The 19,228-nt window shown below is 51.6% G+C and carries 17 protein-coding genes and 2 tRNA genes; 7 read left to right on the top strand and 12 right to left on the bottom strand.

Going from position 1 to position 19,228, the window contains the following annotated elements; translation table 11 throughout:
- Together ypdB and QUE34_RS14505 are read left to right on the top strand one after the other, a co-directional pair.
- On the top strand, positions 1 to 735 hold the full coding sequence (gene ypdB / locus QUE34_RS14500; RefSeq protein WP_047645922.1) for a two-component system response regulator YpdB: 735 nt from the start codon (positions 1 to 3) through the stop codon (positions 733 to 735).
- A gap of 11 nt (positions 736 to 746) precedes the next feature.
- Positions 747 to 1,604, top strand: coding sequence for an AraC family transcriptional regulator (locus QUE34_RS14505; RefSeq protein WP_103253407.1), 858 nt, complete (start codon positions 747 to 749; stop codon positions 1,602 to 1,604).
- Between the two features lie 2 nt (positions 1,605 to 1,606).
- Here the strand turns inward: QUE34_RS14505 and ptsP are convergent, their stop codons facing one another.
- From ptsP to glk, 6 genes are all read right to left on the bottom strand, one after another.
- A complete protein-coding gene (gene ptsP / locus QUE34_RS14510) occupies positions 1,607 to 4,102 on the bottom strand; it encodes a phosphoenolpyruvate--protein phosphotransferase (protein ID WP_032303484.1) in 2,496 nt (831 codons plus the stop codon).
- 24 nt (positions 4,103 to 4,126) lie between these two features.
- Positions 4,127 to 5,164 (bottom strand): aminopeptidase, encoded by a 1,038-nt coding sequence (gene ypdE / locus QUE34_RS14515; RefSeq protein ID WP_000365996.1) that lies wholly within the window; start codon positions 5,162 to 5,164, stop codon positions 4,127 to 4,129.
- The gene (gene ypdF / locus QUE34_RS14520) at positions 5,164 to 6,249 is read right to left on the bottom strand and encodes an aminopeptidase (RefSeq protein ID WP_000173271.1); all 1,086 of its coding nucleotides are present in this window, start codon (positions 6,247 to 6,249) and stop codon (positions 5,164 to 5,166) included. The genes ypdE and ypdF overlap by 1 nt, the downstream gene beginning before the upstream one ends.
- Before the next feature lie 14 nt (positions 6,250 to 6,263).
- Positions 6,264 to 7,511, bottom strand: coding sequence for a PTS fructose transporter subunit IIC (locus QUE34_RS14525; RefSeq protein WP_032184775.1), 1,248 nt, complete (start codon positions 7,509 to 7,511; stop codon positions 6,264 to 6,266).
- A gap of 21 nt (positions 7,512 to 7,532) precedes the next feature.
- Positions 7,533 to 7,859 carry a PTS fructose transporter subunit IIB gene (locus QUE34_RS14530; protein ID WP_000038455.1) on the bottom strand — a complete coding sequence of 109 codons (327 nt, stop codon included), beginning with the start codon at positions 7,857 to 7,859 and terminating at the stop codon, positions 7,533 to 7,535.
- Between the two features lie 218 nt (positions 7,860 to 8,077).
- Positions 8,078 to 9,043 carry a glucokinase gene (gene glk / locus QUE34_RS14535; RefSeq protein WP_000170346.1) on the bottom strand — a complete coding sequence of 322 codons (966 nt, stop codon included), beginning with the start codon at positions 9,041 to 9,043 and terminating at the stop codon, positions 8,078 to 8,080.
- A gap of 203 nt (positions 9,044 to 9,246) precedes the next feature.
- Between glk and QUE34_RS14540 the strand changes: the two genes are divergently transcribed.
- Positions 9,247 to 10,503 carry an ion channel protein gene (locus QUE34_RS14540; protein ID WP_032303487.1) on the top strand — a complete coding sequence of 419 codons (1,257 nt, stop codon included), beginning with the start codon at positions 9,247 to 9,249 and terminating at the stop codon, positions 10,501 to 10,503.
- A 114-nt stretch (positions 10,504 to 10,617) separates the two neighbouring features.
- A complete protein-coding gene (ypeC, locus tag QUE34_RS14545; protein WP_000490072.1) occupies positions 10,618 to 10,944 on the top strand; it encodes a DUF2502 domain-containing protein YpeC in 327 nt (108 codons plus the stop codon).
- Between the two features lie 141 nt (positions 10,945 to 11,085).
- On the opposite strand, the gene QUE34_RS14550 is transcribed toward ypeC, so the two are convergent.
- Both QUE34_RS14550 and QUE34_RS28620 read right to left on the bottom strand, forming a co-directional pair.
- Entirely contained in the window at positions 11,086 to 12,324 is a 1,239-nt protein-coding gene (locus tag QUE34_RS14550; protein ID WP_047645924.1) for an Nramp family divalent metal transporter, read from the bottom strand.
- The gene (locus tag QUE34_RS28620; RefSeq protein ID WP_418517219.1) at positions 12,317 to 12,361 is read right to left on the bottom strand and encodes a hypothetical protein; all 45 of its coding nucleotides are present in this window, start codon (positions 12,359 to 12,361) and stop codon (positions 12,317 to 12,319) included. Before QUE34_RS28620 ends, QUE34_RS14550 begins: the two co-directional genes overlap by 8 nt.
- A 298-nt stretch (positions 12,362 to 12,659) precedes the next feature.
- Here QUE34_RS28620 and nupC point away from each other — a divergent pair, with 298 nt between their 5' ends.
- Positions 12,660 to 13,862, top strand: a complete 1,203-nt coding sequence (gene nupC, locus QUE34_RS14555; RefSeq protein WP_001317971.1) for a nucleoside permease NupC — start codon at positions 12,660 to 12,662, stop codon at positions 13,860 to 13,862.
- Positions 13,863 to 14,004: 142 nt separating this feature from the next.
- On the opposite strand, the gene QUE34_RS14560 is transcribed toward nupC, so the two are convergent.
- The 3 genes from QUE34_RS14560 to QUE34_RS14570 all read right to left on the bottom strand — a co-directional run bounded on the left by QUE34_RS14560 (position 14,005) and on the right by QUE34_RS14570 (position 16,592).
- Positions 14,005 to 16,194 (bottom strand): bifunctional diguanylate cyclase/phosphodiesterase, encoded by a 2,190-nt coding sequence (locus QUE34_RS14560; protein ID WP_286338844.1) that lies wholly within the window; start codon positions 16,192 to 16,194, stop codon positions 14,005 to 14,007.
- 207 nt (positions 16,195 to 16,401) lie between these two features.
- Positions 16,402 to 16,477 (bottom strand) — tRNA-Ala (locus QUE34_RS14565).
- A gap of 39 nt (positions 16,478 to 16,516) precedes the next feature.
- A tRNA-Ala gene (locus QUE34_RS14570) sits at positions 16,517 to 16,592 on the bottom strand.
- Positions 16,593 to 16,812: 220 nt separating this feature from the next.
- On the opposite strand from QUE34_RS14570, the gene QUE34_RS14575 reads away from it, so the two are divergent.
- Entirely contained in the window at positions 16,813 to 17,172 is a 360-nt protein-coding gene (locus QUE34_RS14575; RefSeq protein WP_000472021.1) for a YfeC-like transcriptional regulator, read from the top strand.
- Between the two features lies 1 nt (position 17,173).
- The gene (locus QUE34_RS14580; protein WP_000826498.1) at positions 17,174 to 17,566 is read left to right on the top strand and encodes a MerR family transcriptional regulator; all 393 of its coding nucleotides are present in this window, start codon (positions 17,174 to 17,176) and stop codon (positions 17,564 to 17,566) included.
- A gap of 50 nt (positions 17,567 to 17,616) precedes the next feature.
- On the opposite strand, the gene gltX is transcribed toward QUE34_RS14580, so the two are convergent.
- Complete coding sequence (gene gltX, locus QUE34_RS14585) at positions 17,617 to 19,032, bottom strand: glutamate--tRNA ligase (RefSeq protein WP_000695643.1); 1,416 nt, start codon at positions 19,030 to 19,032, stop codon at positions 17,617 to 17,619.
- Between the last annotated feature and the right edge of the window lie 196 nt (positions 19,033 to 19,228).

Consider the following 19,228-nt stretch of genomic DNA (forward strand, 5'->3'; position numbering starts at 1 on the left):
GTGAAAGTCATCATTGTTGAAGACGAATTCCTGGCACAACAGGAACTGAGCTGGCTGATTAAAGAGCACAGCCAGATGGAGATTGTCGGCACCTTTGACGATGGTCTGGACGTGTTGAAGTTTTTGCAGCATAACCGCGTCGACGCCATTTTTCTGGATATCAATATTCCGTCGCTGGATGGCGTGTTGCTGGCGCAAAACATCAGCCAGTTTGCTCATAAACCGTTTATTGTATTTATCACCGCCTGGAAAGAACATGCGGTAGAAGCGTTTGAACTGGAGGCGTTTGACTACATTCTCAAACCGTATCAGGAATCACGCATTACAGGAATGCTGCAAAAGCTGGAAGCGGCCTGGCAACAACAGCAGACCAGCAGTACGCCTGCCACGACGGTAATGCGTGAGAATGACACCATTAATCTGGTGAAAGATGAGCGCATCATCGTCACGCCAATTAACGATATCTATTACGCCGAAGCGCACGAGAAAATGACCTTTGTCTATACGCGGCGTGAATCCTACGTAATGCCGATGAACATTACCGAGTTTTGCAGCAAGCTGCCGCCGTCACATTTTTTCCGCTGCCATCGCTCATTTTGTGTCAATCTGAACAAAATCCGCGAAATCGAACCGTGGTTTAATAACACCTACATTCTGCGACTGAAAGATCTGGATTTTGAAGTACCGGTCAGCCGTAGCAAAGTAAAAGAATTCAGGCAGTTAATGCATCTGTAATCGGGATTTTCATGAAAGCAACAGGCTTGCCCGCCGATCAACAATTTTTCGCCGATCTGTTCAGCGGCCTGGTGCTTAACCCGCAACTACTGGGGCGCGTCTGGTTTGCCAGCCAGCCTGCCTCATTGCCGGTGGGCAGTTTATGTATTGATTTTCCCCGTCTGGATATCGTGCTACGCGGCGAATACGGCAACCTGCTGGAAGCAAAGCAGCAGCGTATGGTGGAAGGAGAAATGCTGTTTATTCCAGCGCGCGCGGCTAATTTACCGGTCAACAACAAACCGGTAATGCTGTTAAGCCTGGTATTCGCGCCGACCTGGCTTGGGTTATCGTTTTACGATAGCCGCACCACGTCGTTGTTGCATCCTGCTCGCCAGATCCAACTTCCCAGCCTGCAACGCGGCGAAGGTGAAGCAATGCTTACTGCCCTCACCCATCTTAGCCGTTCGCCGCTGGAGCAGAATATCATTCAGCCGCTGGTGTTAAGTTTGCTGCATCTTTGCCGCAACGTGGTGAATATGCCGCCGGGTAATTCGCAGCCGCGCGGCGATTTTCTCTATCACAGCATTTGTAACTGGGTTCAGGATAATTATGCCCAGCCGCTCACCCGTGAGAACGTGGCGCAGTTTTTTAATATCACGCCCAATCATCTGTCAAAACTGTTTGCGCAGCATGGAACAATGCGTTTTATCGAATATGTGCGTTGGGTGCGAATGGCGAAGGCGAGGATGATTTTGCAGAAATATCATCTGTCGATTCATGAAGTGGCGCAGCGTTGCGGCTTTCCGGACAGCGACTATTTTTGTCGCGTCTTCCGGCGTCAGTTTGGCCTGACGCCGGGAGAGTACAGCGCCCGTTTTCAGGGCTAACGTCAGAAGGTTAATTCCGTTTCCAGCAGCGTCAGGATGCTTTGTGCATCTTGCGCGGCAAACAACGACTGGCGGAAGTTTTTATTCACCAGTTTACGCGCCAGCTGCGAGAAGACTTTCACATGATTCATCCCTTCGTTAGCGCCCAGCGTCAGCATAATCACCAGTTCGACTTCGCCCATTTCTGACTGCCAGTCAACCGGTTTCACCAGCCGGGCAATGCTGATACTGGAATGACGGATCCACTGAGATTTGGTGTGCGGGATCGCCACGCCAAAACCAACGCCAGTAGTAACAATCTCTTCCCGCTGCCAGACATCTTCTTCCAGCTCAAACGGATGTTCAGTACGCCCGTTAACGCCAAGGTTGCCGCACAGGAACTGGATCGCCTGCTCTTTATTGCTAAATGACTGATCAACAAAGATATTCTCCAGCGCCAGCAGTGGGCGAACGTCTTCTTCCGGCGTAAAGGCGGTGAGTAACGCTTCAATTTCCTGCGCACTGCGGCATTCACATGCCTGACGAGCCAATTCCCGACACGCCTCGCTATCCAGTTGACGAAGCTGGCTTTTCACCGCCGGAATACGCGGGCTACTCATACTCAGCTCATCCAGGCCCAGTCCAAGCAGTAGCGGCAGATAACGACTTTCACCGCCCAGTTCACCGCAAATACCTACCCATTTACCCCGCTGATGCGCAGTGGTAACAATCTGCTGCAACATGCGCAGGAACGATGGCGTAATCGGGTTATACAGCGGCGATACGCGCGGGTTATTACGATCGACCGCATACAGATACTGGGTCATATCGTTAGAACCGATACTGAAGAAATCGACCTCATCGCAGAAGTGGTCGATGATGTAGCACACCGACGGTACTTCCACCATGATACCCAGCGTAATCGACTCTGCATGACGCAGGCCATCGCGCTTAAGCTCAACGATCGCTTTTTGGATCTCGCCCTTCACCCATAAGATCTGATCGAGGCTGTGGACCATTGGGATCATTAACTGGGCATTACCGAAACTGGCAGCGCGCAAAATAGCCCGCAATTGAGTGCGGAACAGACCAGCAAATTCCGGGTAAATACGTACCGCGCGATAGCCGAGGAACGGGTTCTCTTCCTGGGGAATGTTGAGGTAAGGAATGCTTTTATCGCCGCCGATGTCCATCGTGCGGAAAATAATCGGCTTGTCGCCCGCCGCCAGTAGCACCTGTTGGTATGCTTCAAACTGTTCCTGTTCGTCCGGCGCACTGTCGCGCTCCATATAGAGCATTTCGGTACGGAACAGTCCAACGCCTTCCGCGCCGTTGGCAAACGCGCCAGGCGCTTCAAGAGCGGTGCCAATATTCGCCGCGATATCAATGCGCTTGTTATCACGGGAATAGGCCTGCTGCGCGGCAGCTTGCGCCTGTTGTTGCTGACGTTTATCCGCCAGCGTCTGCGCAACCTGATAATAACCGCTCACCGCGTCATTCGGGTTAATCGCCAGCACGCCGCACTGGGCGTCAAGCACCGCCGGTTGCCCGGCATAACGCGCGATCGCATCCAGCGGCAGGCCGCTCAAAACCGGGATCGCCGAGGCACGGGCCAGAATCAGGGTATGCGAGGTGCGCCCGGTTTTCTCCAGAATCATGCCCGCAAGATTTTTTAAATCGAGGCTCAAAAACTGGCTTGGGGTTAAATCCTCGGCTACCAGAATAGTCGGTTTTTCCAGCACCAGATTGTTGCGCGGCTTCAGTTCCGGCCAGGTGATATGCAGTAACTGTTCGCTGATATCGCGAATGTCGCTAACACGTTCGCGCAGATAATCACTGGCAGAAGCAGAAAGTTTGGCGCAAACCTGCTCCATATTGCTGATGATCGCTGCACCCAACCCCTGATGTTGTTCTGTCATCAGGCGACGGATATTGCCCGCGAATTCATCATCCTGAATCAGCGACAAATGGGCGCTGAGAATGGTTTTGCTTTCGCCGTCACGCTCGCGCAATTGCTGGTTCAGTTGCTCGGCAAGCGTTGCCAGGCTGTGCTCCAGCCGGGTGGAATCTTGCGCACTGGCGGGGATCGCCCGGTAACTGTCGAGGCTGTCGCTTTGTAACAGGGTCAGCGTACCCACGCCGACGCCGCTTGCCAGCACATTGCCGTACAGTAAATCCGGGTTAAGGCGGCTTAATGAACGCGGCAGCGGATGCGCCGTCAGTTCTGCCTGCGTCGGCTGAACGCTGTCGCTGTCGATAAAGCGCACCTGGATATACTCTTCCAGCACGCGCCGCGCCTGCTCTTCATCGCTGCCGCTAATGTTCAAGCTGCAACTGTCATTAAATAAGGTGCTGGTGCCAATCAGCGCCAGCGAGCTTTTGGCATCAGCCCTGGCGTTCTGGCGATGATTAATAAAGGTGACTTCACTTTGCCACTGGCTGCACTGCTCTTTAAGTTCCCACGCCGGACGAGCATGCAGACCGTTTGGCAAAGGACAGAGAAATTGAATCGTTAACATAACCGCTCCGGGTTAATCAGGAGATCATCTGAAATCCGTCAGTTGAACAACCGTCTCACGGGTAAGACGTTGAATAAGGGCAGATAAAAGCTGCTGCATCTGCAAAATGTCGCGGCAGTCGGCAATCGATGCGGCGCAATGTCCGTGGCGGGTTGCTGGCCCCATCACCACTGTGGGTACGCCAGTGCCGGTTAAATGCACCGCCCCGCCGTCCGTTCCGCCGTTGCTGAACATATCGGCCTGCAACGGCACGCCAATTTCTGCCGCCACGGTTTCGATCCACGCGGTAAGTTTTGGCGGCGCAATCAGCGACTTGTCGCTTAACACCAGCATCGGGCCGTTACCAATCTGGCGATGGTTAGCCGCGCCATAATCAAAGTTTTTCGCCCAGCAGGCGGTATCAAGCACAATGGCGATGTCCGGCGACACCGCGCGGGTGGCGGTTTGCCCGCCGCGTAATCCCACCTCTTCGCTGGAACTTGCCACCAGCCACACTTCCGCAGGCAGCTCGGTGTTGTGCAGCTCACGTAGTAACGTCACCAGCAGGTAGCAACCGAGGCGGTCATCAAAGGCTTTACCCATCACTCGCTGGTGAGGGAGAACCTGAAAAGTGGTATCAAACGTGACACGATCGCCCGGACGAATACCTGCCTGCATCACTTCGTCATACGAGCGCGCACCAATGTCCACGCGCATGGCGCTGACGTCATTCCCCTGCCGCTCGCCATCGAGCAAACCGGGAATTTTGCACTCTTCACGAGTAGTGATCCGTACTGGCTGAAGCTGGCGGGCAGCCATGCGCACATTGCCAACTGGCAGGACATCAATCGCCCCTTCGCGGGAGATGCTACGCACCATAAATCCCACTTCGTCCATATGCGCACAGATCATCACCTTCGGACCTGTCGATTCATTGAGGCGGATCAGCACCGATCCCAGACCATCAAATCGCACCTCCTTTTGCAGGCGATCCGCTTCATCCAGCAGGATCTGCCGCACTTCCTGTTCCGAGGAGGCGATCGCATCTGCCTCGCTCAACGCTTTTAATAGCGATAAATCCATTATGCCTCTCCCGTGAGCAACACTGTTTTTGGCATGGCGTAGAGCACTTCCGCGCCTTGCGGGGTAACCAGCACGACATCTTCGATGCGCACGCCCCCTCGCCCTGGCAAATAAATCCCCGGCTCCACGGTCAGTAACATCCCTGGCTGTAGCGTCGTGGTGTCCCGCGGTGAAAAACGCGGATCTTCATGGACTTCAATGCCGATAGCATGACCGGTGTTATGACCGAAATAGTCGCCATAACCGGCTTCTGTAATGACCCGGCGCGCGGCGTCGTCAACCTGCTGGCAGCGCACGCCGGGGCGAATCGCGGAGATTGCCGCGAGCTGTGCCTGCAGGACAATGTTATACACATCAAACAGTGGGTGAGATTCGGCGCTCACCCCTTCGCCATTCACCAGCAAGGTGCGCGTCATATCAGAGCAGTAGCCCTGATACAGCGCACCGAAATCGAGAGTGACAAACTCGCCCGCTGCAACAATCTTGTCGCTGGCTTTGCCGTGCGGCAGCGCCCCACGCCAGCCGCTGGCGACAATGGTGTCAAAAGAGGCTTTTTCTGCGCCCTGCTGGCGCATAAACCACTCCAGTTCAGCAGCAATCTCGCATTCGCTCATCCCCGCCTGAATAAAGCGGCGAATATGCTCTGCACCGCGATCGGCAATCCCACAGGCGAGGCGGATTTTCTCCACCTCCTCTGGCGTTTTGATTTGCCGCAGCACATCCGGCGTGGCGCTTACCAGTTTCGCATTGAGTTCAGACTGCCAGCGGTGCGCGGTTTCCCAACTTACCTGCTGGCCTTCAAAACCGAGCGTTTGCAACTGCTCATCGGCAATGATTTGATTGACGATAGTGGTAAGCGTGTTCGTCGCGTCAAGCAAATGCAGCTGGTAGCCTTGCGTGCGGGCTTCTACATCCGCGTAATAGCGCGAATCCACCAGAATGTGCGCACTTTCACGGCTAATCACCACATAGCCTGATCCGGTGGAGATCCCCAGATGCGGTTGTTTGTTCTGCCGTGAGGAGAGAAGCACTGCATCCAGTTGTTGTGCCTTAAGCCAGTCGCGCAGCGAAGCGAGTAATGTCATCTGGATTTTCCTTCTTACAGGCTATCGATTAACAATTTGCCTTTACGGAACATCATCAGACGCAGGAATACCACCATCAGCGCAGTAATGATTGCTCCCAGCGCGATCCCCGCCATATAGACACCGAGGTTAGTGACCAGCGGCCATGCCCAGATAGCAGATTCCGGGAACCATTGAACTGCACCCAGCCAGACAGCGGCGGTTGAGCCGACAATCGCGCCAACCATATAGGACGGAATAGCGGTGATGGGGCTTTCCAGCGCAAACGGAATCGCACCTTCACTGATCCCCATAAAAGCAAGGAACATCGCGGTTTTACCCTGCGGATAAAGCTGAGCGTTGAACAGGCGTTTGCCAGTTAAACGACGGTCGATAATGGTCGCCAGACCCAGGCCTATCGGCGGAATAACGATAGCGATTGAACGCGCGGTAACCGGTAATACGTGGTCGGTGGTAAAGCTAAAGGCAACGAAACCTGCTGCTTTGTTGATTGGACCACCGAGGTCGATGGCGGTCGCTGCTGCGATACCCATCGCATACATCAGCGCGCCCTTCTCACCCGCGGCGGTCAGCACGGTACGGATACCACCGTTAATCCAGCCACCAAAGGGGGTGATGACGTAGTACATCGCCAGCATGACAAAAATGGCGGAAAGAATCGGTAGCAAAAATGTGGTTTTGAACGCTAACAGGAAATCCGGTAACTGGATTTTCTGGTTCATCCACTTCACAAGGTAACCCGCAACGATAGAAATAATCAGGGCACCAATGAAGGTGGACGGCACCGGCGAAGAGGTCGCCCATTGCATCGTGCTGGGATCGAAGTTCAGCAGTTGCGTAGGCTGGGTAGACATCAAGCCGCCGATAAAACCAGCCGGGAACGCCAGTTTGCCGCCGATGGAGTTCGCCACAAAAGCGGCAAACATCGGTATGGCAAAGCCAAACAGTACGCCACCAAAGGACTGTGACAGCCAGGCAAACTTCAGTAAGGAGAGGTCGAAACCGGAGAATTTCCCGCTATTAAGCGCATCCATGATGCCGATATCCGCAGGAATTTTAAGCCAGCTATAAGCAATCAGCTGGCTGAAAGCGAGGATCACACCGCCCATAATTAAGGTCGGCACCATGCGTGAAATCCCTGACATCACATGCTGCGGGAGTTCACCCCAGAAGCTGGTTTTAGAGGCCTGCGGATTCTTAATTGCCGCTGCCGCACCGGATGCGCCAGGCACAACGGTTGCACTGCGTTTTTTAATGGCCATAACAATTATCCCTGTCGAATATTACTGTTGTTCAGCGGCAATCATCTCTTCGATTTCTTTGATGATGCCCGCAGCGTTTTTAATTGCGTCCTGCAAAGTGATTTCATAAACGTCGCGTGATTCGAAACGTTCGTTATCTTCCGGGGTAACCGCCACGGAGTGGATGATGATGGTCGCTTCGGCGATATCCTGCGCGGTCAGACGATTCTGGATGCCGTCCGCACCCTGGGTTTCAATTTTCACTTCATAACCGGCTTCTACCGCCGCTTCTTCCAGCGCCTGAGCGGCCATAAAGGTGTGAGCCAGGCCCATTGGGCAGGCACATAAGGCAATCAGTTTCTTACTCATCGTTAATTCCTCGTTCGGTGATAGTTGACGAGTGAAATTATGAACGTGCAAAACAAATCGCCGTTACCAGACAAATAATGCATTTACTGGAGAATTAATCCCGCTGTACGGAAGTGTGACGCAGGTCGGCCTTGTGAGGGGACACAAAGAAAAATTGAATTAACTGTTTGATTTAAAAGATTATCGGGAGAGTTATCTCCCGATATAACAGGAAGGATTTACAGAATGTGACCTAAGGTCTGGCGTAAATGTGCACCGGAACCAAGAAGGCCCGGATTGTCATGGACGATGAGATACACCGGAATATCATGGACATATTCTTTAAAGCGCCCTTTATCTTCAAATGCGGCACGGAAACCAGAGGCTTTGAAGAACTCAAGGAAGCGCGGCACGATACCACCGGCAATAAACACGCCGCCAAATGTCCCGAGATTGAGCGCCAGATTGCCGCCAAAACGGCCCATAATGACGCAAAACAGCGACAACGCGCGGCGGCAATCGGTGCAGCTGTCAGCCAGCGCACGTTCGGTAATATCTTTTGGCTTGAGATTTTCTGGCAGGCGGTTGTCGGCTTTCACAATCGCGCGATACAAATTCACCAGCCCAGGACCAGAAAGCACGCGCTCTGCCGAAACATGACCAATTTCTGCACGCAGTATTTCGAGGATAATGGCCTCTTCTTCACTATTCGGCGCAAAATCAACGTGACCGCCTTCGCCTGGCAAGCTTACCCAACGCTTATCGACATGGACCAAATGCGCAACCCCAAGCCCCGTTCCGGCACCGTAAACCGCAATAGGCTTACCTTCGACCGGTTCTGCGCCACCAAACTGGATCAGATGCTCTTTTTTCAGCATCGGGATCGCCATCGATACAGCGGTAAAATCGTTAATAATTTCCAGATGGCTAAAACCGAGATTCTTTTTCATTTCGGCAATTGAGAACGCCCAGGTATGGTTGGTCATTGCCACCCAGTCACCGGTAATTGGGCAAGCGATGGCAATACAGCCGTCTTTCACCTCGACCTTATGTTCTTCAAGATAAACGCGAATGACCGCTTCGAGGCTGGGGTAATCAAGCCCTGAATAGGTCTTAGCCTGCGAGATTTCACCACTGGCAATATCACACAGAGCAAGACGTGCGTTGGTGCCGCCCACATCACCGACTAATGCATACTTTGTCATTCTTCAACTGCTCCGCTAAAGTCAAAATAATTCTTTCTCACACTGTAAATACCTGGGGGCATAACAACAACGCCGGAAAGGCAGGCTCCCTGTAAATATCGATCTGGGTCACACAATTACTTTATCGTTTCAGCACCAATTGCAGCGATGCCTTTTTGCAAGCTGGGCAAACTAAGTATCTGACCCCGCATAAGGAATAGACCATGCTCCATCCGCGAGCCAGAACCATGTTGTTATTATCACTCCCCGCCGTGGCAATTGGGATTGCGTCCAGTCTTATTCTGATTGTGGTGATGAAAATCGCCTCGGTATTACAGACTCTGCTCTGGCAACGACTGCCGGGAACTCTGGGAATAGCCCAGGATTCACCTTTCTGGATCATCGCCATATTAACGCTAACGGGTATTGCGGTGGGGTTGGTTATCCGTTTCAGCCAGGGGCATGCTGGACCAGACCCCGCCTGTGAACCGCTGATCGGCGCACCCGTTCCGCCCTCTGCGCTACCAGGACTTATCGTAGCATTAATTCTCGGTCTTGCTGGCGGCGTCAGCCTGGGGCCGGAACATCCGATCATGACCGTCAATATCGCCCTTGCCGTCGCCATTGGCGCTCGTCTGTTACCGCGCGTCAACCGAATGGAGTGGACTATTTTAGCCTCTGCCGGAACCATCGGCGCGCTGTTTGGCACACCTGTTGCGGCGGCGTTGATATTTTCGCAAACCTTAAATGGCAGTAATGAGGTTCCGCTATGGGACCGTCTCTTTGCGCCGTTAATGGCCGCAGCAGCTGGTGCACTTACTACCGGATTATTTTTCCATCCTCATTTTTCACTGCCCATTGCGCATTATGGGCAGATGGAGATGACCGATATTCTCAGCGGTGCAATTGTGGCGGCGATTGCCATCGCAGCAGGGATGGTTGCCGTATGGTGTCTGCCACGGTTGCACGCGATGATGCATCAGATTAAAAATCCGGTGCTAATGCTGGGAGTGGGCGGATTTATTCTCGGTATTCTGGGGGTTATTGCTGGACCGGTTTCGCTATTTAAAGGGCTGGATGAGATGCAGCAGATGGTGGCAAATCAGGCTTTCAGCACCAGCGATTACTTTTTGCTGGCAGTGATTAAACTTGCCGCTCTCGTGGTTGCTGCCGCCAGCGGCTTTCGCGGTGGGCGAATCTTCCCGGCAGTGTTTGTCGGCGTGGCATTAGGATTGATGCTACATGAGCACGTTCCCGCTGTCCCGGCGGCAATAACCGTTTCCTGCGCTATTCTCGGCATCGTGCTGGTGGTAACACGCGATGGCTGGTTAAGTCTATTTATGGCTGCGGTTGTTGTCCCTAACACCACATTGCTACCGCTGCTCTGTATCGTCATGCTTCCTGCATGGCTGTTATTAGCCGGTAAGCCGATGATGATGGTCAATCGTCCGAAGCAACAGCCACCCCACGATAACGTTTAGCAAAAAATGCTCTCCTTTATGATTTAAGAGTTATGGCGATGATACGGGGCTTTACCTCCCCGTAATATTGCGTTAACAGGCCGCTGACGGCTTCGATCGTGAAGGAGAATAACAATGTTCAGGTCACTGTTTCTGGCGGCCGCCCTGATGGCATTTACCCCGCTTGCGGCAAACGCAGGTGAAATCACCCTACTGCCATCAATCAAATTACAAATTGGCGATCGCGATCATTACGGTAATTACTGGGACGGTGGTCACTGGCGCGACCGTGACTACTGGCATCGCAATTATGAATGGCGTAAGAACCGCTGGTGGCGTCATGATAATGGCTACCACCGTGGCTGGGATAAGCGTAAAGCCTATGAGCGTGGCTATCGTGAAGGCTGGCGCGATCGTGATGATCATCGCGGAAAGGGCCGCGGACATGGGCATCGCCATTAAACACATTCGCCACTGGAGCACAATGCCTGATGCGACGCTAGCGCGTCTTATCAGGCCTACAAACCGGCTCTTTAACGCGTAGGGCGGATAAGGCGTTTTACGCCGCATCCGCCAGTGATGCCTGGTACGACGCCAGTTGAACTATAGCCCCAGCGCCGTACCCACTAACAACCAGATATTCAGCGCCACTACCAGCACCACAATCACCCAGCCTATCTGTTTTACGCGTTTGCTGTTCACCAGATCGCCCATCAACTTACTGTCGCTGGTAAAAATCAGTAGTGGAACCAGCGCCAGAGCGATACCAAAACTTAACAGCACCTGACTCATAACCAGAATCCGTGTCGGATCTAATCCCATCAGAATGACAATAAATGACGGCAACATGGTAACGGTGCGACGCACCCACAGCGGGATATGAAAACGAATGAAGCCCTGCATCACTACCTGCCCCGCCAGTGTCCCCACAACCGTTGAGGACAGTCCCGCAGCAACCAGGCTTAAACCAAAGACCGTTGCCGCAGCATGGCTTAACAACGGTTGCAGCGTCAGATAAGCCTCATCAAGATCGGCAACGCCAGTATGACCGGAAAAGTGGAACGCCGCCGCAGCCGTCGCCATCATCGCCAGATTGACAAAACCGGCAATAGTCATAGCGATAGCCACATCCCATTTGGTGGCAGAATAACGTTGTTGACGCGAACCACCATGTAAATGCTGAGTCAGCGAAGAGTGCAAATAAATCACGTGCGGCATAATCGTCGCTCCCAACACACCTGCCGCCAGGAAGACTGCCTCCGAGGTGGGTAAACTCGGGATTACCATTCCTTTACCCAGTTGCGCCAGGTTAGGCTGGGAGAAAATCAACTCGACAATGTAAGCCGCAGCAACAAACAGCAGTAACCCGCCAATCACTTTCTCCAGCGGTTTTTGCCCTCGACGTTGCAGCATTAAAATCAGGAAAGTCGCGATCCCCGTCAGCACCGCGCCCTGCAACAGCGAAACACCCAGAATGAGTTTAAAACCGATCGCCGCACCAATAAATTCTGCCAGGTCGGTTGCCATCGCAATGATTTCTGCCTGAACCCAATAGAACCACACTACGGGACGCGGATAGTGATCGCGAATCTGCTCCGCCAGGTTTTTACCGGTGGCAATCCCCAGTTTGGCAGACAGTATCTGAATCAGCATCGCCATCAGGTTGGCCCAAACGACAACCCACAGTAGCTGATAGCCGAAGCTGGCCCCGGCCTGAATATTGGTCGCAAAGTTACCAGGATCGATATAACCAATCGCCGCAATGAACGCAGGTCCCATTAATGCGAGCCTCATCTTGCGCGCCGCCCGTCCGCTGCTACTCTCAACGCGATAGTTAGTCATCTTGTGCCTCTAAAACATAGCCTTTGCTATGTTTCATGCTATGTCAAACGAGAATGATTATCAAATTCATTTAAATGGATTGTGATGATTTCTTTGAAAGACCAGAACTATGACGACGAAAAGATTGATGACTTGAATGTTGTGATTATGTTTAATGTTAGCACATTTACATAACTTTCAGCTTCCATACACAACATAGCAGAAATGTATGACAGCTCACTATTTTTGAAGCTTGTCACAGGACGTCATTATAGTGTGTGTCAGATCTCGTTTTCCTTAACCATGTTACATAGAATGTGCACGGAAATTTAACCTGCCTCATATTTGGAGCAAATATGGACCGCGTCCTTCATTTTGTACTGGCACTTGCCGTTGTTGCGATTCTCGCACTGCTGGTAAGCAGCGACCGCAAAAAAATTCGTATCCGTTATGTTATTCAACTGCTTGTTATCGAAGTGTTACTGGCGTGGTTCTTCCTGAACTCCGACGTTGGTTTGGGCTTCGTGAAAGGCTTCTCCGAAATGTTTGAGAAACTGCTCGGATTTGCCAACGAAGGGACTAACTTCGTCTTTGGTAGCATGAATGATCAAGGCCTGGCATTCTTCTTCCTGAAAGTGCTGTGCCCAATCGTCTTTATCTCTGCGCTGATTGGTATTCTCCAGCACATTCGCGTGTTGCCGGTGATTATCCGCGCAATTGGTTTCCTGCTCTCCAAAGTCAACGGTATGGGCAAACTGGAATCCTTCAACGCCGTCAGCTCTCTGATTCTGGGTCAGTCTGAAAACTTTATTGCCTATAAAGATATCCTCGGCAAAATCTCCCGCAATCGTATGTACACCATGGCAGCTACGGCGATGTCCACCGTGTCGATGTCCATCGTTGGTGCATACATGACGATGCTGGAGCCGAAATACGTCGTTGCGGCGCTGGTACTGAACATGTTCAGCACCTTTATCGTGCTGTCACTGATCAACCCTTACCGTGTTGATGCCAGTGAAGAAAACATTCAGATGTCCAACCTGCACGAAGGTCAGAGCTTCTTCGAAATGCTGGGTGAATACATTCTGGCAGGTTTCAAAGTTGCTATTATCGTTGCCGCGATGCTGATCGGCTTTATCGCCCTGATCGCTGCGCTGAACGCACTGTTTGCCACTGTGACTGGCTGGTTTGGCTACAGCATCTCCTTCCAGGGCATCCTGGGCTACATCTTCTATCCGGTTGCGTGGGTGATGGGTGTTCCTTCCAGTGAAGCACTGCAGGTGGGCAGTATTATGGCGACCAAACTGGTTTCCAACGAGTTCGTTGCAATGATGGATCTGCAGAAAATTGCTTCCACGCTCTCTCCGCGTGCTGAAGGCATCATCTCTGTGTTCCTGGTTTCCTTCGCTAACTTCTCTTCTATCGGGATTATCGCCGGTGCGGTTAAAGGCCTGAATGAAGAACAAGGTAACGTGGTTTCTCGCTTCGGTCTGAAACTGGTTTACGGCTCTACTCTGGTGAGTGTGCTGTCTGCGTCAATCGCAGCACTGGTGCTGTAAGTCCAATTCATTAATTAAAAAGCCGGGGATAATTCCCCGGCTTCAATTCCATGTAGGCCTGATAAGCGTAGCGCATCAGGCATTTTTCTGTTTGTCATCAGCCACAAAAGCCGGGGATAATTCCCTGCTTTTTTTACGCCTGTTAATCAGTTAATGGCTGAGGGCGACCAATCAAATACCCTTGCAGATATTGCACCCCGAGCTTATGCAATAGCGCCTGCTGCTGTGGCGTCTCGACAAACTCCGCGACCACACTCAATGACTTCGCTTTCGCCAGATCGGTAATTGATCTCACAATCATCGCATCCAGCGTGTTCGTGACGATATCTTTCACAAAGACGCCATCAATTTTGATGATATCAGCCTGCAAACGCTTTAGCCGTTCGTAGTTGGCATAGCCGGTGCCAAAATCATCAATCGCAATCCGGAAACCAAACTTATGCAGCTGCTCGATGTTGTACATACTGCTTTCTGCGTTAGAAAACGCCTGTTCCTCGGTGATCTCAAGAATGACCGCCTGCGGGGAGATGTGATAACGCTTAAACAGACGAATAATCCGCCCGGCGATATTTTTTTGCAGCAGCGTGAGCGGCATTAAATTGACTGAAAAGCGCGGACCTTTTTTGTCGCAAGGGTGTGTTGCCAGCCACTTCAACAAGGATTCCAGCACTTGCAAATCAAAACGCGCGCTAAGGTTAAACTGAGCAATAAGGGGCAGAAACTTATCCGGGGTCATAATGCCGCCGTCATACTTCAGTCGCGCGAGGATCTCATCATAACCTTCACCCTCTTTGTTGCGAATTGGCTGGGCGTAGAGCAGCAAATCACCCTGATCTAACGCCGTGCGAATGGTATTCAGCAATAGCACCTGTTTAGTGGTTTGCCCGGAAACCATCTCCTCTCTGCTATCCAGCGCCAGCACATGATGATGTGCGCAGGATTGCTCCGCCAGCCAGCTTAACTGCCCCAACAAGGGTTGCAGGGTTTCCTGATTTCCATCGAAATGCCCCCAGGCGGCACCATAGCCCATATCCAGCCCGGTATTGTTCCAGTGAATTTGCCGACTATTCAGGATGTTAACCATATGCTGGAGTCGCCCTTCCGTTTCCGGCCCGCTCAGTACTAATAGCAGTTCACTCCCCGGCAATTGATACAACTTTTCGTTTTCCTGCATCAGCGGCATTAACGTACGGTAAATTGAGCGGATACAGTGAACGCGCATCATTAACCCGTAATGACGACTCATAAACTCAAGGTTATCAATACGCAGGCAGCAAAAACTCTTGCCAGCCTCTTGCTCTGGTGCTTGTTCCAACGCGCGAAAGTTGGGTAAGAGCGTTAACGGATCGGTCAGCGCCTGCAAATGCCAGCGTCGGTTAAGCCATTCACTACGATGATAAATGCGCACCATATAGAGCAGGCAAACACTAAAGGAAATCAGCACCGCGAGAATAAATGCCAGCGAATATTCGGTTAGTACCCCTTGCAAAAAGTTCTGGTTGTAATTCAGAAGGCAAAGCGTTGAAACAGCCCAGGTGAGATTTAAAAACGGATAGCGAAGCTTACCGACCCCGAGGGTAAAGATGATAAAGAAAACAGGTACCAGGTAACCGGCAATGAAGTCATTTTCATACGGTGTACACATCAGAAGTAGCAGCACGCTAAGAGCTGCCAGCCAGCTTAAGGTAAATACGCGTTTCTCTTGGCTCAACGACGGAGCGATATCCCTGCGCCACAGTATCTGCGCAAAGTGGGGACTTACAATCATGCGGGTGAGATAGTAAAACAGCATGTTGTAAATCAGCACTGCGGTGAAAAGGCTTAGCAAATCAACGACCGTGAAAATGGCATCCGCATCGCCGAAAAAGGTAGATATCTTTAGCGGAAAATCAAAGAAATTCCCCACAAGATACATGCTGCATTTGATGCCAATCGGTGCCACCAAACCAAGCCAGAAGAGACGTTGCCAGACGTATCGGCTGGTCAAACCATAACGCCAACGCGTTCCCAATTGCCAGCGTAATATTGCACAGGCACACAGGACTGCAAACGTCTGGCTGCCGAGCATGACGGAGTTCTGTAAAAAAGAGAGATGAAAATTCCACAGATTGGTGCAAAACATCCCGCCTAAAACAGGAACGACACCGCGCCAGCCAAAGATAAACAAGATTGCCAGCATTACGCACAGTGGCATCCACGCCAAAAAGATATAACTGGAATGGATAACGGCAAGTGGCGAAATAAAACGGGATAGCTGAATAAGTACCACGGTGAGCGTAAACGCTAGTGTGAATATCTTGATATTTTTTATCAGGTTATGCTCCACAAACATGAGTACACTACTCTCACTGATCGGGGTTTTCAGGCACACAAATAATAAGTTTATTCGCATCGCGAAGCAAACAGAGGCCAGCCTGTTGCCGATTTTTCATCCAATGATGCTTTCACCAGGCGGCGCTGACCCGGACGTAGACTGTATTACAAAAGCGGCAAAAAGCAGAGACAAAAAACCCCCGCTTTACAGCGAGGGTTTGAAATTTGGTGGAGCTAAGCGGGATCGAACCGCTGACCTCTTGCATGCCATGCAAGCGCTCTCCCAGCTGAGCTATAGCCCCACGAGTCGTTTACGTACCAAATTTGCTGGGTGCAAAATTTGGTGGAGCTAAGCGGGATCGAACCGCTGACCTCTTGCATGCCATGCAAGCGCTCTCCCAGCTGAGCTATAGCCCCATCACGTAAAGCTTGTCGAGTTGACGGGCGGCATCATATGAATTCCGCCCGAATGTGTCAACGGCAAATTGCAGCGTGTAGTTTCAATCGCTGAAAAATCAGGCAAATGAACAATTTTGGAAAACCGCTCGCATTCAGTAGTTATTCATGTCACGGTTTCCTGTAAAGTGGTGTTATAAAATGAACCGCTAATAGACCTACATACATTCAGGGAATTGTTATGTTCAAGGAGAGGATGACGCCAGATGAACTTGCCAGACTGACCGGTTATAGCCGTCAGACCATTAATAAATGGGTACGCAAGGAAGGCTGGACGACATCACCAAAACCAGGCGTCCAGGGTGGCAAAGCTCGACTGGTTCACGTCAATGAACAGGTTCGTGAATATATTCGCAATGCTGAACGTCCAGAAGGTCAGGGAGAAGCGCCAGCCCTTTCTGGTGATGCGCCGCTTGAAGTGTTGCTTGTGACACTGGCGAAAGAGATGACGCCAGTTGAACAAAAACAGTTTACATCCTTGCTTCTGCGGGAAGGGATTATCGGGTTATTACAACGCTTAGGGATTCGCGATAGCAAATAATATGAAAAGATTACGCAATAAAATGACCACCGAAGAACTGGCGGAATGCCTCGGTGTGGCTAAACAAACTGTTAACCGTTGGATCAGAGAGAAAGGCTGGAAAACGGAAAAATTTCCCGGCGTGAAAGGCGGTCGTGCCAGACTTATTCTGGTCGATACGCAAGTTTGCGAGTTTATTCAGAACACGCCAGCCTTCCATAACACGCCGATGCTTCTGGAAGCCGAAGAACCGCTTGCCGAATATGCACCGGGGATTCGCACTCCCGCTTATCGGCAAATCATCAGCGCAATAGACAACATGACTCACAGTGAGCAGGAAAAAGTTGCGCAATTTTTGTCACGTGAAGGAATTCGTCATTTCCTTGCTCGTCTCGACATAGATGAATCAGAATAAATAAAAAACGGCAGGGGGCTCTCTCCTGCCGTTTATCTTTTATGCGCTAATTACTGCTGATTTTCGCGTTCAGCAATAAAAGCCAGCGCTTTGTTGATACGCTCGATACTGCGGGTCTTACCGATTGCGTGAACGGTAACATCCAGCGCCGGAGACTGCCCCGCACCGGTTACGGCGACACGCAGCGGCATACCAACTTTACCCATACCCACTTCCAGCTCATCCGCCGTCGCCTGAATAGCGTGATGAACGTTTTCAGCGGTCCAGTCAGTAATCGCAGTCAGTTTGTCACGAACCACTTCCAGCGGCTGACGCGCAACCGGACGCAGATGTTTTTTCGCGGCGTCAGCATCGAACTCAGCAAAATCTTCGTAGAAATAACGGCAGCTCTGTGCCATCTCTTTCAGCGTCTTGCAGCGTTCGCCCAGCAGTTTCACCAGATCAGCCAGCTGCGGGCCGTTACGGGTATCGATATTTTCCTGCTCAATGTGCCACTGTAAATGAGTAGCAACATACTCCGGCGGCAACGCGTTAATGTAGTGATGGTTCAGCCACAGCAGCTTGTCGGTGTTGAACGCACTGGCAGATTTGCTGACGGCATTCAGAGTGAAGTATTTGATCATCTCTTCACGAGTGAAGATTTCCTGATCGCCGTGGGACCAGCCCAGACGCACCAGATAGTTCAGCAATGCTTCTGGCAGATAACCGTCGTCACGATACTGCATGACGCTGACCGCCCCGTGTCGTTTGGACAGTTTTTTACCGTCATCGCCGTTGATCATAGAAACGTGCGCGTAAACCGGTACCGGTGCTTTCAGCGCTTTCAGAATGTTAATCTGGCGCGGTGTGTTGTTGATATGGTCTTCGCCACGTATAACGTGGGTGATTTCCATATCCCAGTCATCGACAACCACACAGAAGTTATAGGTTGGGGAACCATCGGTACGGCGGATAATCAGATCATCCAGCTCCTGGTTGCTGAACTCGATCGGACCACGGATCTGATCGTCAAAAACAACAGAACCTTCCTGCGGGTTAGCAAAACGTACGACACACGGCTCATCATCAGCGTGATGCTCATGACTGTGGCGGCAGCGACCGTCATAACGTGGTTTCTCACCTTTTGCCATTTGCTCTTCACGCAGCGCTTCCAGACGCTCTTTGGAGCAGTAGCATTTATAGGCAGTGCCCTCTTCCAGCATCTGATCGATCACCGCGTTGTAGCGATCAAAACGTTTGGTCTGGAAGTACGGACCTTCATCCCACTCCAGGCTCAGCCAGTTCATACCATCCATAATGGCTTCGATAGCTTCCGGCGTGGAACGCTCAAGATCGGTGTCTTCAATACGCAGCACGAACTCACCGCCGTGGTTACGTGCAAAAAGCCAGGAGTAAAGAGCAGTACGCGCGCCGCCAACGTGCAGATAGCCTGTTGGGCTTGGCGCGAAGCGAGTTTTGATTTTCATGAAATGGCCTTACGTTTAGAAAGATGCCGACAACCGGCAAATCCTGGAAAAATTGAGTGGGCGATATTCTATCACTCCCGCCTGATTCCTCAATGTAGTTCGGGTTGCAACCTTACGCATTATTGTTTTCGTTGACAAATTGCGCAACACGGTCTGTTTTGCGATCATCTTGCTTAAATTTACGACGAACGAACAA

Source organism: Escherichia sp. KS167_9B (genome assembly GCF_030295215.1).
GTDB lineage: Bacteria > Pseudomonadota > Gammaproteobacteria > Enterobacterales > Enterobacteriaceae > Escherichia > Escherichia coli_F.

Bases quoted from the DNA above. Each gene is read 5' to 3' on its own strand.
- ypdE (WP_000365996.1), bottom strand. From the start codon at position 5,164: ATGGATTTATCGCTATTAAAAGCGTTGAGCGAGGCAGATGCGATCGCC.
- QUE34_RS14525 (WP_032184775.1), bottom strand. From the start codon at position 7,511: ATGGCCATTAAAAAACGCAGTGCAACCGTTGTGCCTGGCGCATCCGGT.
- nupC (WP_001317971.1), top strand. From the start codon at position 12,660: ATGGACCGCGTCCTTCATTTTGTACTGGCACTTGCCGTTGTTGCGATT.
- QUE34_RS14540 (WP_032303487.1), top strand. From the start codon at position 9,247: ATGCTCCATCCGCGAGCCAGAACCATGTTGTTATTATCACTCCCCGCC.
- QUE34_RS14505 (WP_103253407.1), top strand. From the start codon at position 747: ATGAAAGCAACAGGCTTGCCCGCCGATCAACAATTTTTCGCCGATCTG.
- QUE34_RS14530 (WP_000038455.1), bottom strand. From the start codon at position 7,859: ATGAGTAAGAAACTGATTGCCTTATGTGCCTGCCCAATGGGCCTGGCT.
- QUE34_RS14550 (WP_047645924.1), bottom strand. From the start codon at position 12,324: ATGACTAACTATCGCGTTGAGAGTAGCAGCGGACGGGCGGCGCGCAAG.
- ptsP (WP_032303484.1), bottom strand. From the start codon at position 4,102: ATGTTAACGATTCAATTTCTCTGTCCTTTGCCAAACGGTCTGCATGCT.
- QUE34_RS14580 (WP_000826498.1), top strand. From the start codon at position 17,174: ATGAAAAGATTACGCAATAAAATGACCACCGAAGAACTGGCGGAATGC.
- QUE34_RS14560 (WP_286338844.1), bottom strand. From the start codon at position 16,194: ATGTTTGTGGAGCATAACCTGATAAAAAATATCAAGATATTCACACTA.
- ypdF (WP_000173271.1), bottom strand. From the start codon at position 6,249: ATGACATTACTCGCTTCGCTGCGCGACTGGCTTAAGGCACAACAACTG.
- gltX (WP_000695643.1), bottom strand. From the start codon at position 19,032: ATGAAAATCAAAACTCGCTTCGCGCCAAGCCCAACAGGCTATCTGCAC.
- glk (WP_000170346.1), bottom strand. From the start codon at position 9,043: ATGACAAAGTATGCATTAGTCGGTGATGTGGGCGGCACCAACGCACGT.
- ypeC (WP_000490072.1), top strand. From the start codon at position 10,618: ATGTTCAGGTCACTGTTTCTGGCGGCCGCCCTGATGGCATTTACCCCG.
- QUE34_RS14575 (WP_000472021.1), top strand. From the start codon at position 16,813: ATGTTCAAGGAGAGGATGACGCCAGATGAACTTGCCAGACTGACCGGT.